Raw genomic sequence first — 13345 nt, 5'->3', positions numbered from 1 at the left:
GGGGTGGGGGGTGGGGGTCATGCCCGGTGGTCCGACTGCGCGCGGCCGAAGCCGCGTTGGAAGGCGGCCATCAGGCCCGGGTCGTGCACGGGGCGGTCGGCTTCCTCGGCCCGCCGGGGGGCCGGCGCCTCGCGCAGCTGGGGTACGAGGTGCTCCTGGGCCCGGCGCCGGGGCAGCGGCGGCCGCTCCCCCGGGCCGGCCCCGCCGGGGCCGCTCTCCGCGGGCGCGGACGCGGGCGCGGATGCGGGTGCAGCGGCCCCGGGCCAGTCATCGGGCCTCGGCTCGGCCCACCGCGCGAGGCGGGGTCCCGCGCCCGCCGGAGGGCCGGCCGCGGGGGTGGCGGCCCCCGGGTCGGCGTTCTGCGCGGGGCCGGCCGGCCGGGCCCCGGCGCCGGTGCGCGGCCCGGGCAGGGTCGTCCCGGACCGGTCGGCGGCCCAGACCTCCGGGCGCGGGTCCGCCGTGTCGGCGGCGGTGTCCGGGCCCGCCGCGGCGGCCGGAGCCGCGGGGGCCGCCTGCGGCGCCGGGCCCGTGCGGCTCCCGGCGCCGCCCGGCCGGTTGGGCGCGGCGGGTTCCTGGCGCGGCCCGACCCGTACGGGCTCCAGGGGCGGCACCGCGGCCCCGTCCCCCGTCCCCCAGGACGTGGCGCGGGAGCCCCCGGCCGCGTCGGCGGCGGCCGGGGCCTGCGCCCCGAGCAGTTCCTGCGGCAGCACCAGCACGGCCAGGACGCCGCCGTAGATGTTGGACTTCAGCTCGACGGCGATGCCGTGCCGGCGGGCCAGTGCCGAGACCACGAACAGGCCGATGCGGCCGTCCGCCAGCAGGTGCCGGACGCTGATCTGGTCGGGGTCGGCCAGCAGGGCGTTCATCCGGTGCTGCTCGTCGGCGGGCATGCCCAGGCCGCGGTCCTCGACCTCGACCGCGATCCCGGCGGTGACCCGCTCGGCGCGCAGGACGACGTCCGTGTCGGGGGCGGAGAACACGGTGGCGTTCTCGACGAGTTCGGCCAGCAGGTGCACCACGTCGGCGACGGCGTGCCCGCGGATGCTGCCGCCTGCCGGGGGCACCACCTTGACCCGCGTGTACTGCTCGACCTCCGCGACCGAGGAGCGGAGCACCTCGCTGAGGTCGACGGGCCGGGTCCACTGGCGGCGGGAGGCCGCGCCGCCGAGCACGGCCAGGTTCTCCGCGTGGCGGCGGATCCGGGTGGCGAGGTGGTCGACGTGGAAGAGCTCCTTGAGCAGGTCCGGGTCCTCGACGGTGTCCTCGAGGTCGTCGAGGAGCGAGATCTCGCGGTGCACCAGGGATTGCAGGCGCCGCGCGAGGTTGACGAAGACCTCGACCTTGCGCTCGCTGTCGGACGGGGCTGCGGGGACGGCGAGGCGGACGAGGGTCGCATGGGCCTGTTCGCGGGCGCCGCGCAGCTCCTGCGAGAGCAGCCAGAACTCGTCCACGCCGGCCGGGTCCGTCCCGACCGGTGGGGAGGTCGGTCCGCCGCGCACCGGGCGGGGCGGGGCCTCGCCGCGTTCGAGTCGTTCGGCGGCGGTGCGCAGTTCCTGGCGGCCGCGCACGCTGGAGCGGCGCAGTGCCTCGCACCGGTCCTGGACGGTCCTGGCGCAGCGGAGCGCGCCGAGCAGGGCGGCGGCGAGGGCCCCGGCGACGAGCAGGGCGCAGCCGGCGAGCACCGGCCACAGCCGGGCGTCGCGCTCGCCCGCGCCGCCGCCGAGCTGCAGGGTGAAGATGACCGCGGCGGCTCCGCTGAGCCCGGCGGCGAGGGTGGGCAGCAGGGCGGCGCGGAGCAAGGGGGGGCGTATCTGCCGGCCGGGACCGGTGACGGCGTGTCTCGACGGGGAGTGGCGGGCGGCGCGGAGTCCGGACATCGGCGTCCTCGGTACGTGGGGCCCGGCCCCCAGTGGTTCCCGGGGCCGGTGTTGATCACCGAATACCCACGCTAGACCGCATGCTCCCGCCCGGGAGCGCCAGTTGGGGAAGTTCGCCGCGGTGCTTACCGCTCCCGGTGGAGCGCTCGTACGGCCGCCCGATTCCCCGGGGTCGCCTCCGGCGCACGGAGCGGCGCGGCGCACCCCCGGACCGGCCCGAGGCGGCGCGGGACGCGGCACCGGCCGCTCCCGCGCGCGGACGCCCCGCACCGGCCGCCTCCGCGTGCGGGAGCGGCCGGTGCGGGGCGTCCGACGGCGTCAGGAAGCCTTGATCGTCTCGGACTCCCCGGGCCCGCTCGTGGTGGCGGAGGCGATGCGCGCTGCCGCCGCTGCGGTCGCGCCCGCGTCCCCCGGCGGTGCGGAGGGCGGGGCGTCCCGGCGTCCGGTGGAGGCGTCGTGGGTGAAGGGCCTCCACCACTGCGTGGCGGGGACGCCGGGCGAGCCGGGTTCGAAGGGCTGCCCGGGGATCGGCAGCGCGATGCCCTGACCGGCCCGGTCCGCCGCTGCCAGGGTGCCTTCGCCCGGTTCGTCCCACGGGTGGGGCGCCAGGTTGAAGGTGCCCCAGTGGATGGGCAGCATCGTGCCGTGCGGGGCGCCGCCCTGGAGGTCGAGGTGGGCGCGCATGCCCTCCTCGGGCGTCATGTGGATGTCGGGCCAGTACTCGGAGTAGGCACCGATCTGGATCATCGTGGCGTCGAAGGGGCCGTGGGCGGCGCCGATCTCCTTGAAGCCGGGGAAGTAGCCGGTGTCCCCGCTGTGGTAGATCCGGTGCTCGGGTCCGGCGACGACCCAGGAGGCCCACAGGGTGTGCTGCTGGTTGCGCAGGCCGCGCCCGCAGAAGTGCCGGGCCGGGGTCGCGGTGAGTGTGAGGCCGCCGACCCCGGTGCTCTCGTTCCAGTCGAGTTCGCGGATCCGGTCGGCCGGGACGCCCCAGCGCTCCAGGTGCGCGCCGACGCCGAGCGGGACGGCGAAGACCGTGTCCGTACCGGCCAGGTCCTTGATGGTCGGCAGGTCGAGGTGGTCGTAGTGGTCGTGGGAGATGACCACCCCGTCGACCGTGCCCAGCGAGGCCAGCGGCACCGGCACCGGGTGCAGGCGCCGGGGTCCGGCGAAGGGGAAGGGGGAGCAGCGCTCGCCCCAGACGGGGTCGAAGAGCACGCGGTGGCCGTCGATCTCCGCGAGCACGCTGGAGTGGCCCATCCAGGTCACCCGCAGGCCGGTGGCCGGCGGCTTCGCCAGGTCGGCCAGGGTCGTCGGGTGCACCGGGATCGGGGCGCCGGGACTCCTGCGGAGCCTCTGCTCCTTGTGGAAGTAGATCTTGGCGAATTCCTTCTTCGACCCGGAGGGCCGGGTACGGGCCCCGACCGGGTTCTGGAAGATGCCGTCGGCGAAGTTCGGCGAGCGGCGGATCCGCTCGAGCCGGGCGCCGGACGGGTCCGCGCCGAAGGCTTCGGGCCGCAGGGCGCGCAGCCGTGGACGCAGGGGACGGGAGCCGGTCAAGGCGCCTCCTGGGAGGGTGGGGTGTGCAGTGGTCGTCGGGCTCTACCCCCTCCCAACGCACACCTGGCCCCAAGGATTCCGCTTGCGTCCGCCGTGTGCCCCGGCAGGAGCGGGCTAGAGAGGGACGAGGTCGGGCCGCTTGGCCGCCACGTGGTCGCCGGAGGACTCTCCGCGCAGGCGGCGGCCGATCCAGGGCACGAGGTGTTCGCGCGCCCACTGGATGTTGTCGCGGGTGACGTCCACCGATCCGCGCGGCTGCTGCGGCGGCCACGGCTGGTCGGGGTCGGTGGGCACCTGGAGGCCGAGGACCTGGGCGGCGCGCAGGGCGACGCGGGTGTGGCCCTCCGGTGAGAGGTGCAGCCGGTCGGTGTCCCAGGCCCGCCGGTCCTGCACGGACCGCAGCGACCACAGGTCGAGCACCGGGCAGTCGTAGCGGTCGGCGATGGCCCGCACGTGGGCGCTGTACGTCGCCACCTTGCCCCGGATGTGCCGCAGGACGGGAACGCCCCGGGTGTCGAAGCCGGTGGTGATCATGACTTGGCCCACGGCCCCGGCGAGGTCGGCCACGGCCGCCTCGAACCGCTCCGCCACGTCGTCGGGGTCGCTGCCGGGCCGGATGATGTCGTTGCCCCCGGCGCAGAAGGTCACGAGGTCGGGTGCGAGGGCCTTGGCCCTCGGCACCTGCTCGGCCACGATCTGGTCGAGGAGCCTCCCGCGCACGGCCAGGTTCGCGTACCGGAAGTCGTGCTCGTCGCGCCGGTCGGCCAGGAGCACGGCCAACCGGTCCGCCCAGCCGAGGTAGAAGTCCCCCGGTCCGGGGTCCCCGACGCCCTCGGTGAAGCTGTCCCCGATCGCCGCGTACGAGCCGATGGTCTTGAGTTTCGTCGTCGTCGCTGCCACGGGACGACATCCTTCACCTCAGCCCGCAACCTACGCCAACGTAAGCAGGGGTTGACGGGCCGTGATCTGCGCCACCCGGCCGCCCGGACGGGGGTACGCGGGGAGCCGGGACCCCCCTCGGGTCCCGGCTCCTCGCGGGTCGTGGTCCGGCGGCGGGTGCCGTCAGAGGCTGGCGCCCTTCGAGCGGAGGTAGGCGATCGGATCCAGGTCCGAGCCGTAGGACGGACCCGTGCGGATCTCGAAGTGCAGGTGCGGGCCGGTGGAGTTGCCGGTGGAGCCGGAGAGGCCGATCTGCTGGCCGGCGGTGACGCTCTGGCCGGAGGAGACGGACAGCGAGGACATGTGGGCGTACTGGGAGTACTTGCCGTCCGCGTGCCGGATGACGACCTCGTTGCCGTACGAGCCGCTCCAGCCGGCCGAGACCACGGTGCCGGCGCCGACGGCCTTGACGCTGGTGCCGGAGCGGGCGATGAAGTCGACACCGGTGTGGTAGCCGGAGGACCACATGCTGCCGGACACCTTGTACTGGGTGGAGATCCCGCCGCTGACCGGCGCCACGAATCCGGCGCCCGAGGGGGCCTTCGCGGTGGAGCCCTGCTGCTCGGGGGCGGCCTTCTGCGGGGCGGCCTTCTGCGGGGCGGCCTTGCGCGGGGCCGCCTGCTGCGGGGCCGGCTTCTGCGGAGCCTTCTTCGCGGACCGCTCGGGGGCCGGGGCGGGCTCGGCGGGGGCCGGCTGCGAAGGGGCCGGGGCGCCCTCGGCGCCGAGGGTCAGCTGCAGACCGGGGTGGATCAGCGACGGGTCCGCGCCGACCGCCTCGCGGTTGTCGGCGTACAGCTGCTCCCAGCCGCCGGTCAGGTGGCGCTCGGCGGCGATTTTGGAGAGGTGGTCGCCCGGCACGACGGTGTACACGGCCGGCGCGGCGGCCTGCGGGGCCTGCGGGGCCTGCAGAGCGGTGGGGAGCTGCGCGGCCTGCGGGGCGGCCTGCACGGCACGGACCACGGGGGCGGCGGTGTGTGCGGAGGCCGGCGCACCGGCGGCGTGGGCGCCCGCGGCGCCGATCAGCGGCAGTGCGAGGGCGGCGCCCCCGGTTCCGGCGACGGCGAATCCCCGCGACAGGGAACCGGACTTGGGACGGCGGTGCTTTCCCTTTGCGGGCATGGCGAATTCCTCTCCGTCGCCTGCGAGGTGAGCTGTCGGGTTCGGACTGGAGATGTCCGGCCGTGGATACGGCTTCACCCCGAGCTGTCCCGGTGCATCGCCCCGGTACAGCGGCTTACCTGGTTCCCCCGCTCCTGCCGCGCGCGTGAATAGTCGGGTGCGGTTCCCGAGCGGCGGCAGGATTCGGCGGTCCGCCCGGATTGAGGGCGAAGCTAATCGAGTTCGGCCGCGGCGAACAAGCCATGAATTTGCTGACGGAATCACAGGGACGGGGGGCGGGCGGAATTACCGTCACCCTCTGTCCATTCCGGGGTGTCAACAACCGTCCCTGCCGGGCCATTCGTACTCCGTGATCAGACACTCACGGTCACCGTATGATCTGGCTCACGGGGAGGCACCCGATCTCGCTCCCACCTACGGCAAGTTGGCGTCAACCAGTGTAATTCGGACATCCCCACGACGATGCGGAGGAGCTTCCGTGACCCAGCAGATACCCCCGGCCCCGCCGGCGCCCGGCCCGGAGCGGGCCCCGGAGCCCGAATTGACCGGTGTGCGCAATTTTCGCGACCTGGGCGGGCTTCCGGCCTCCGGTGGACGGTGGGTCAGGACGGGACGACTGTTCCGAAGCGGACATCTGGCACATGCCACCGAAAGCGATGCAGAGTTCCTCGGTTCGCTCGGGTTGCACACCGTCTTCGACTTCCGCAACACCGCCGACCACGCGCTGGAGGGTCCCGACATCGACCTTCCCGGCGTCAGGAACGTGAACATCCCGCTGTCTGACCCCGCCGACGGCCGGGAGTTCTGGAAGATGGTCCGCGAGGGCGAGCTCGACCAGCTCCGCGCCGTCCTCGGCGACGGCAAGGGCGCCGCCCGGATGGCTCACTCGTACCGCACCATCATCGAGCAGCGCACCGCCGAACACAGCCGGGTCCTGCACGCCCTCGCCGAGGACAGCGTGCCGGCCCTCATGCACTGCGCGGCCGGCAAGGACCGGGCCGGGCTGTCCGTGGCCGTCACCCTGCTGGCGCTCGGCGTCCCGCGCGAGGCGATCGTGGCGGACTACCTGGAGTCGAACGCCCCGCACCGGCGCTACCGGGTCCGCCGCAGCGGCGAGCCGGCCGGCTCCCGCTCCCCCGAGGTGATGGAGCTGCTCGCCCCGCTCTTCGACGCCCGGGCCGCGTACCTGGAGGCCGCCTTCGAGGTCATCGACTCCCGCTGGGGCGGGGTCGGGCGCTACCTCGCCGAGGGTCTCAGGCTGGCGCCCGAGACCCTCGGCCGGCTCCGCGAGCGCCTGCTGAGCGCCGACGGGGCCTGAGGCCCGCGCCGCAGCGGGCGGTCAGCGGTTGCCGACCGCCTGCCTGACGAGGGTCCGGCCGAAGTCCCACATGAGGCCGGACCCGCCGTGCGCCTCGTCCATCACCGCGCGGAAGGCCCCGACGAACCGGTCGACGTCCTGCTCGTCGATGATCAGCGGCGGGATGAGCTTGATCACCTCCAGGTGGTCGCCGGAGACCTGGGTGAGAATCCGGTGCTTCTGGAGCAGCGGTACCACCACCATCTGCGCGAAGAGCCCCTTGCGGGCCGCCTGGAGCATGCTCCAGCGGCTGCGCAGCCCCAGCGAGGACGGCCGGCCGAACTCGATGCCGATCATCAGGCCGCGGCCGCGTACCTCGTGCAGCAGCTCGTACGTGTCCACCAGGGCCGCGAGCCGGCCGCGCAGCAGGTCGCCCATGGCCCGGGCGTTGGCCACGACCTCCTCGTCCTCCATGACCGACAGCACCGCCAGCCCGGCCGCCATCGCCTGGGCGTTGGAACCGAAGCTGGCGGAGTGCACGAGCACCCGGTCCATGGACGAATAGACCTTCTTGAAGATCCAGTCCTTGCCGAGGGTCGCGCCGACCGGCACGTAGCCGCCCGACAGCGCCTTGGCCACGCACACCAGGTCGGGCTCCACGCCCGGCTCGTGCTGGTAGGCGTAGAAGTCGCCGGTGCGGCCCAGCCCCGTCTGCACCTCGTCGGCGATCAGCAGCGCCCGGTGGCGGCGCAGCAGTTCCTGGGCGGCGGCGAGGAACCCGGGCGGGGCGGCGAGGACGCCCTTGCCCTGGACGGGCTCGACGACGAAGGCGGCCACGTCCCCGCGCCGCAGCTCCCGCTCCAGCGCGTCCAGGTCCCCGAGGGCGATCTTCGTGTCGGGAAGCAGCGGGGCGAAGCCGTCCCGGAACCCGCTCTCCCCGTTCACCGACAGGGAGCCGGTGGTGAGCCCGTGGAAGGCGTGGTCGCAGTAGACGATCCTGGGCCGCCCGGTGGCGTACCGGGCGAACTTCAGGGCGGTCTCCACCGCCTCGGTGCCGCTGTTGCCGAAGAAGACGCGGTCCAGGTGCGGGCTGTACGAGAGGAGCTTCTCGGCCAGCAGCCCGGGCAGCGGCTGGCAGTCGAAGCGGGTGAGGTCGGCGAGCTGGGCGTCCAGGACGTCGTGCAGGGCCTGCCGGACGACCGGGTGGTGCCGGCCGAGGCCCATCACCCCGAACCCGGCCAGCATGTCGAGGTGGTCGTTGCCCTCGGCGTCCCAGAAGTGGGCCCCCTCGGCCCGCTCGTAGACCTTGTCGAAGCCGATGGTGTGGAGCATCCGGGGCAGCTGGTGGTTGAGGTGCCGGGCGTGCAGCTCGTACCGCTCCCCGCCGCGCGCGGCCAGCAGGGCGCCGAGGTCGAAGCCCTGTCCGCGGCCGCCCTCCCCTGCCCGGCCGGTGCTCATGCCGGGGTGCCCCCGCCGCCGCCCACCGTCTCGCGGGCCGCCCGCAGGGACTCCTTGAGCGACCCCATGGTGGCGAGGACGGCGGTGGGCTCGTAGCCGCAGTGCGCCATGCAGTTCGCGCAGCGCGGGTCCTTCCCACGGCCGTACTTGTCCCAGTCCGTGTCGTCGATGAGCTCGCGGTACGTCGGCACGTAGCCGTCGCTCATCAGGTAGCAGGGGCGCTGCCAGCCGAAGAGGGAGTAGTTCGGGATGGCCCAGGCCGTGCAGGGGAAGTCGGCCTTGCCCTCCAGGAAGTCCAGGAAGAGCGGTGAGTGGTTGAGCCTCCAACGGCGCCGGTTGCCGCCCGCGAAGGCCTTCCGGAAGAGGTCGCGGGTCTGCTCCACGCCGAGGAAGTGCTCCTGGTCTGGGGCCTTCTCGTAGGCGTAGGCGGGCGAGATCATCATCTCGTCGACCTGGAGGTCGTCATTGAGGTAGTTGAGCACCTCGATGATCGTCTGCGGGGTGTCGGTGTTGAAGAAGGTGGAGTTGGTGGTGACCCGGAATCCGCGCTTCTTCGCCTCCTTGATGGCCGCGACCGCCTCGTCGAAGACGCCTTCCTTGGCGACCGATTCGTCGTGCCGTTCGCGCAGGCCGTCGATGTGCACGGCGAAGGCGAAGTAGGGGGACGGGGTGAATTTCTCGATCTTCTTGCGCAGCAGCATCGCGTTGGTGCAGAGGAATACGTACTTCCGCTTTGCCACCAGCTGCCGGACGATCTCGTGGATCTGCGGGTGCATCAGGGGCTCGCCGCCCGCGATGGACACCATGGGCGCCCCGGACTCCAGCACGGCGCCGACCGCCTGGGCGACCGGCATGCGCTGCTTGAGCACCCCGGCCGGATGCTGGATCTTCCCGCACCCCTCACAGGCCAGGTTGCACGCGTAGAGCGGTTCCAGTTCGACGATCAGCGGGAACTTCTCCCGCTTGCGGAGCTTCTGTTCGAGAAGATAGGTCCCGACCCTGATGGTCTGGCGCAGCGGCATGGCCATCTGGCTCACCTCCTGGGGAGCAGCAAAGAACGGTGCCATTCGTAAAACGCGGGCAGTACGGCGCGCAGTACGCGGAAGGCCGATATTCCACCGCGGACCGTACCGATCCGGACGAGCTCATGCTCCGGAGCGTCCACGACCACCCGGACGGCCGCAACCGGGCGGTCGGCGCCGCCCGCGGCCCACAGGGTGGCCGCGGACTCCATGTCGACGGCCACGGCGCCGGTGGCGCGCAGCTGCGCGCGCTCCTGGCCGCGGACGACGTGGTCGCAGCCGGTCAGCGGGCCGAGGTGCACGGTCCGGCCGGGGGCGGCCCGCAGCAGCGCCTCGGCGAGCAGTCCGGCGCCGGTGCAGGCGACCACCCCGTGCGGGTCCCGGGTCTCCTCGGCGACCACCAGGTCGCCGGGGTGCATGCCGGGGGCCAGCCCGGCGCAGAACCCGGTCGCGAGGACGGCCGCCCGGTCCATGCCCGGGCGCTCCAGGGCCCGCCGGACGGCCCGCTCGGCCGCGCGGGGGCCCATGCCGGTGCGCAGCAGGGTGTGGCCGGGCGGGGCCGCGCCGCGCGCGGCGCGGCCCGCACTGCGCAGCGCGGCCTGCTCGATCCGCAGCGCGCACGCGACCAGCAGCGGGGCGTCCGCCGCTCCGGCGGCGGCCATCACGCCTCCCCGGCGGCGGACGCCGCGCGCGCCGCGGCGGGCCACTGCGGCTCCCCGTACAGGTAGCGGCCGAGGGCCGTCAGCGGGAACACCTGGCGGTACAGGTGGTAGTTGATGGAGAAGTCCCAGGGGAAGCCGGTGCCCGTGAAGTACGGCTCGTCCCAGGAGCCGTCCTCGCGCTGGGTCTCCACCAGGTGGGCGACGCCGCGCTCGACGGCCGCGCCCTCCCGCTCGCCCGCCGACAGCAGGGCCATCAGCGCCCAGGCGGTCTGCGAGGGGGTGGAGGCGCCCTTGCCGGCCCAGGTCCGGTCCCGGTAGGACCGCTGGTCCTCGCCCCAGCCGCCGTCCTCGTTCTGTACGGTCTCCAGCCAGCGCACCGCCCGCCGCACCGCCGGGTGCCCCGGGTCGATCCCGGCCGCGGTGAGCGCGGGGACCACCGACCCGGTCCCGTACACGTAGTTGGTGCCCCAGCGGCCGAACCAGCCGCCCTCCGGCTCCTGTTCGGCGAGCAGCCAGTCGATGCCGCGGCGGGTGCGGGGGTCGTCAGCCCGTCCTTCGAAGGCGAGCATCTCCACCACGTGGGCGGTGACGTCGGCGGAAGGCGGGTCGATGACCTCGCCGAAGTCGCAGAAGGGCAGCCGGTTGGGGAGCGGGCTCGTGTTGTCGGCGTCGAAGGCGCCCCACGCCCCGTTCTTCGACTGCATGCCGAGGTTCCAGGCCACCCCGCGGGCGATGGCCGCCTCGACCCGGGTCGGTTCGGGGTGCGCGATCCGGCGCAGGGCGAGGACCACCTCGGCCGTGTCGTCGATGTCGGGGTAGGTGTCGTTGTGGAATTCGAAGGCCCAGCCGCCGGGGGCCAGCCCGGGCCGTCGCACGGCCCAGTCCCCGGTGCGGACGATCTCCTCGCCGAGCATCCAGTCGGCGGCTTTGACCAGTGCCGGATGGTCGGCGGGCAGGCCCGCGTCTGCCAGCGCGATCGCGGCGAGGCAGGTGTCCCAGACCGGGGACTGGCAGGCCTCGATCATCCGCGCTCCGTCCTCGCGCCAGACGGCGAAGCGGTCCAGGGACTCCAGGCCGGCCCGCATCACGGGGTGCCGCAGGTCGTAGCCGAGCAGGTGCAGGGCGATCACCGAGTACACGGCGGGCGGCTGGATCCCGCCCCAGCAGCCGTCGTTCTCCTGCCGCTCGACGATCCAGCGGCCCGCGGTCGCCATGGCCGCCCGGCGCAGCCGGTCCGGGGCGAACCGGCGGTAGACGTGCAGGAGCCGGTCCATCCGCTGGAAGGCGCCCTCCCAGCTGGCCAGCGGCGCGAGGCGCCGCGCCGGGCAGGGCATCCCGGGGTCGGTGTGCAGCTCGTCCAGGGCGAAGGGTGCGGGGCGGACCGGGCGCAGTGCGGAGACGACCGTGAGCGGGACGATGGTCTGGCGGGCCCAGCAGCCGAAGTCGTAGATGTTCAGCGGTACCCAGGGGGGCAGGAAGACCAGCTCGGGCGGGAGTTCGGGCAGGTGCTCCCAGTCCCACCAGCCGAACAGGGCCAGCCAGATGCGGGTGAAGACCCGCGCGGCGGCGATCCCGCCGCGGCCGCGGACCCAGGCCGCGGCGCGGGCCATGTGCGGGGCGTCGGGCGCGTCGCCGGCCAGCCGCAGGGCCACGTACGCCTCGACGGTGGCGGACAGGTCCGGGGGGCCGCCGTGGAAGGTGGCCCACGTGCCGTCCTCCCGCTGCTCCCCGCGGATGAAGAGGGCTGCGGCGGAGGTGGTGGCCTCGTCCCGGATGCCGAGGAACTCGCGCAGCAGGAGGTCCTCGGCGTCCATGGTGACGTTGGTCTCCAGGTCGCCTTTCCACCAGCCTTCGGGGTCCTGGCGGGCGAGCAGGTGCCGGGTGGCCCGCTCGGTGGCCTCGTACGCGCCCCGTACGGCGTCGCGCCGGGCCGCGGCCCGGTGTGCCGCGGCCTCGTGCACGGCGTCCTCGCGCAGGGCCCCGTCGCGTACGGGGTCCCGGTCGCGGCCCGGCGGGGCGGTGCCCGCGCCGGTCCGGCGGCCGGCGTCCGGGGGGCCGGGCGCCTCCGGACGGGGGGCGGTCCGGGGCCCGGTGCCCACCCCGCTGTCGGCGCCGCGGGCGTCCGCGGCGTCGTCGGTCCTCGCTGTCATGGCTTCCCCTTCGAGCAGTGTCCTGTGCTGTGCTGGGGTCTGCCGTCGGCCGGAGCACGCCGCTCTCAGGCGGTGGCGCCGGCCGGCGACTTGCGAGTCATATCTGCGACCGGGCGGCGGTCACCTCTTGCGCACGACGACGAAGTCGGCGAGGGCGACGAGCTGCTCGCGCACCTGCTGCGGCATGTCGACGTCGTCCAGGGCGCGGATGGCCACGGCGTGCTGGCGGCGTGCCTCGTCGGCGGTCCACTGGCGGCCGCCGGCCGCCTCGATGAGGGCGGCGCGGGCCGCGAACTCCTCCTCCGAGAAGTTCTCGAAGTCGTTGCTCTTGGCGTCGGCGGCGAGCAGTTCCGCGAGTTCCTCGCAGGCGGGGCCGCCGGCCGCGAGGGCGGCGACGACCGGCAGGGACTTCTTGCGCTGGCGCAGGTCGCTCCAGGTCTGCTTGCCGGTGGCCTCCGGGTCGCCCCAGATGCCGAGGAGGTCGTCCACGGCCTGGAAGGCGAGGCCGAGGTGGTAGCCGTACTCCTCCAGCTTGTCGGCGGTGCGGTCGTCCGCGCCGCCGAGGACGGCGCCGATCGAGACGGCGCAGGCGAGGAGGGCGCCGGTCTTGTTGCCCTCCATCTCCAGGCACTCCTCGACGCTGACGCGCTCCCTGTGCTCGTAGGAGATGTCCTGCGCCTGGCCGTCGATGAGCTTGCGGGTGGCCGTGGTCAGCCGCCGTGCGGCGCGCCCGGCCTCCACGGTGCCCAGTTCCAGCAGCACTTCGTTGGCGAGGGCGAAGAGCGCGTCGCCGACCAGGATGGCCTGGGCGGGGCCGTGCACCTTCCAGACCGTGTCGCGGTGGCGGCGCTGCTCGTCGCCGTCCATCAGGTCGTCGTGCAGCAGCGAGAAGTTGTGGACGAGTTCCACGGCCACCGCGCCGGGGATGCCGACCTCGGCGGCGGCTCCTGCGGCCTCCGCGGACAGCAGGGCGAGGGCGGGGCGGACGGCTTTGCCGCCGTCGCCGTCCGCCGGGTTGCCCTGGGCGTCGATCCAGCCGAAGTGGTAGGCGGCGACCGTGTCCATGGGCGATGCGAGCCGGTCCACTGCGGCGCGGAGCACCGGGGTCGACAGCGTGCGGCCGCGCTCCAGGAGGGCCACCGTGTCCGCCTTCTCCGTTCCCCCGCCCGCCGCGCCCATACCGGCATCCGTGTTCTCGACAGCCGGATTCCCCGGGTTCACTGGCTCTCCTCTGGTTCCTGTACCTGCTGTGCCGGTCGTG

General features: G+C 74.1%; 10 protein-coding genes and 1 riboswitch. Of the genes, 1 reads left to right on the top strand and 9 read right to left on the bottom strand.

Features of this window, described 5'->3' with window-relative positions; translation table 11 throughout:
- Nucleotides 1-17: 17 nt before the first annotated feature.
- From ACLJTM_RS17495 to ACLJTM_RS17480, 4 genes are all read right to left on the bottom strand, one after another.
- Complete coding sequence (locus ACLJTM_RS17495; protein WP_411104534.1) at nucleotides 18-1877, bottom strand: sensor histidine kinase; 1860 nt, start codon at nucleotides 1875-1877, stop codon at nucleotides 18-20.
- A 318-nt stretch (nucleotides 1878-2195) separates the two neighbouring features.
- Nucleotides 2196-3437 carry an MBL fold metallo-hydrolase gene (locus ACLJTM_RS17490; RefSeq protein WP_411104533.1) on the bottom strand — a complete coding sequence of 414 codons (1242 nt, stop codon included), beginning with the start codon at nucleotides 3435-3437 and terminating at the stop codon, nucleotides 2196-2198.
- Between the two features lie 114 nt (nucleotides 3438-3551).
- The gene (locus ACLJTM_RS17485; protein ID WP_411104532.1) at nucleotides 3552-4337 is read right to left on the bottom strand and encodes an SGNH/GDSL hydrolase family protein; all 786 of its coding nucleotides are present in this window, start codon (nucleotides 4335-4337) and stop codon (nucleotides 3552-3554) included.
- A 162-nt stretch (nucleotides 4338-4499) separates the two neighbouring features.
- A complete protein-coding gene (locus ACLJTM_RS17480; protein ID WP_411104531.1) occupies nucleotides 4500-5495 on the bottom strand; it encodes a peptidoglycan DD-metalloendopeptidase family protein in 996 nt (331 codons plus the stop codon).
- Nucleotides 5496-5499: 4 nt separating this feature from the next.
- Nucleotides 5500-5661: riboswitch (cyclic di-AMP (ydaO/yuaA leader) on the bottom strand.
- A 312-nt stretch (nucleotides 5662-5973) separates the two neighbouring features.
- Here ACLJTM_RS17480 and ACLJTM_RS17475 point away from each other — a divergent pair.
- On the top strand, nucleotides 5974-6813 hold the full coding sequence (locus ACLJTM_RS17475) for a tyrosine-protein phosphatase (RefSeq protein ID WP_411104530.1): 840 nt from the start codon (nucleotides 5974-5976) through the stop codon (nucleotides 6811-6813).
- Nucleotides 6814-6834: 21 nt separating this feature from the next.
- Here ACLJTM_RS17475 and ACLJTM_RS17470 read toward each other — a convergent pair whose 3' ends face one another.
- The 5 genes from ACLJTM_RS17470 to ACLJTM_RS17450 all read right to left on the bottom strand — a co-directional run bounded on the left by ACLJTM_RS17470 (nucleotide 6835) and on the right by ACLJTM_RS17450 (nucleotide 13305).
- The gene (locus ACLJTM_RS17470; protein WP_411104529.1) at nucleotides 6835-8250 is read right to left on the bottom strand and encodes an aspartate aminotransferase family protein; all 1416 of its coding nucleotides are present in this window, start codon (nucleotides 8248-8250) and stop codon (nucleotides 6835-6837) included.
- Entirely contained in the window at nucleotides 8247-9278 is a 1032-nt protein-coding gene (gene hpnH, locus ACLJTM_RS17465; RefSeq protein ID WP_411104528.1) for an adenosyl-hopene transferase HpnH, read from the bottom strand. Before hpnH ends, ACLJTM_RS17470 begins: the two co-directional genes overlap by 4 nt.
- Before the next feature lie 5 nt (nucleotides 9279-9283).
- Nucleotides 9284-9934, bottom strand: coding sequence for a 1-hydroxy-2-methyl-2-butenyl 4-diphosphate reductase (locus tag ACLJTM_RS17460; RefSeq protein ID WP_411104527.1), 651 nt, complete (start codon nucleotides 9932-9934; stop codon nucleotides 9284-9286).
- The gene (gene shc, locus ACLJTM_RS17455) at nucleotides 9934-12084 is read right to left on the bottom strand and encodes a squalene--hopene cyclase (RefSeq protein ID WP_411104526.1); all 2151 of its coding nucleotides are present in this window, start codon (nucleotides 12082-12084) and stop codon (nucleotides 9934-9936) included. Before shc ends, ACLJTM_RS17460 begins: the two co-directional genes overlap by 1 nt.
- 120 nt (nucleotides 12085-12204) lie before the next feature.
- On the bottom strand, nucleotides 12205-13305 hold the full coding sequence (locus ACLJTM_RS17450; RefSeq protein ID WP_411104525.1) for a polyprenyl synthetase family protein: 1101 nt from the start codon (nucleotides 13303-13305) through the stop codon (nucleotides 12205-12207).
- Nucleotides 13306-13345: the final 40 nt, after the last annotated feature.

The organism is Streptomyces sp. cmx-4-9 (genome assembly GCF_046548835.1).
Taxonomy (GTDB): domain Bacteria; phylum Actinomycetota; class Actinomycetes; order Streptomycetales; family Streptomycetaceae; genus Streptomyces.
Note: the sequence above shows the minus strand (reverse complement) of the source record. Positions and strands in the feature narration are given on the sequence as shown.

Bases quoted from the DNA above. Each gene is read 5' to 3' on its own strand.
- ACLJTM_RS17470 (WP_411104529.1), bottom strand. From the start codon at position 8,250: ATGAGCACCGGCCGGGCAGGGGAGGGCGGCCGCGGACAGGGCTTCGAC.
- ACLJTM_RS17495 (WP_411104534.1), bottom strand. From the start codon at position 1,877: ATGTCCGGACTCCGCGCCGCCCGCCACTCCCCGTCGAGACACGCCGTC.
- shc (WP_411104526.1), bottom strand. From the start codon at position 12,084: ATGACAGCGAGGACCGACGACGCCGCGGACGCCCGCGGCGCCGACAGC.
- hpnH (WP_411104528.1), bottom strand. From the start codon at position 9,278: ATGGCCATGCCGCTGCGCCAGACCATCAGGGTCGGGACCTATCTTCTC.
- ACLJTM_RS17460 (WP_411104527.1), bottom strand. From the start codon at position 9,934: ATGGCCGCCGCCGGAGCGGCGGACGCCCCGCTGCTGGTCGCGTGCGCG.
- ACLJTM_RS17480 (WP_411104531.1), bottom strand. From the start codon at position 5,495: ATGCCCGCAAAGGGAAAGCACCGCCGTCCCAAGTCCGGTTCCCTGTCG.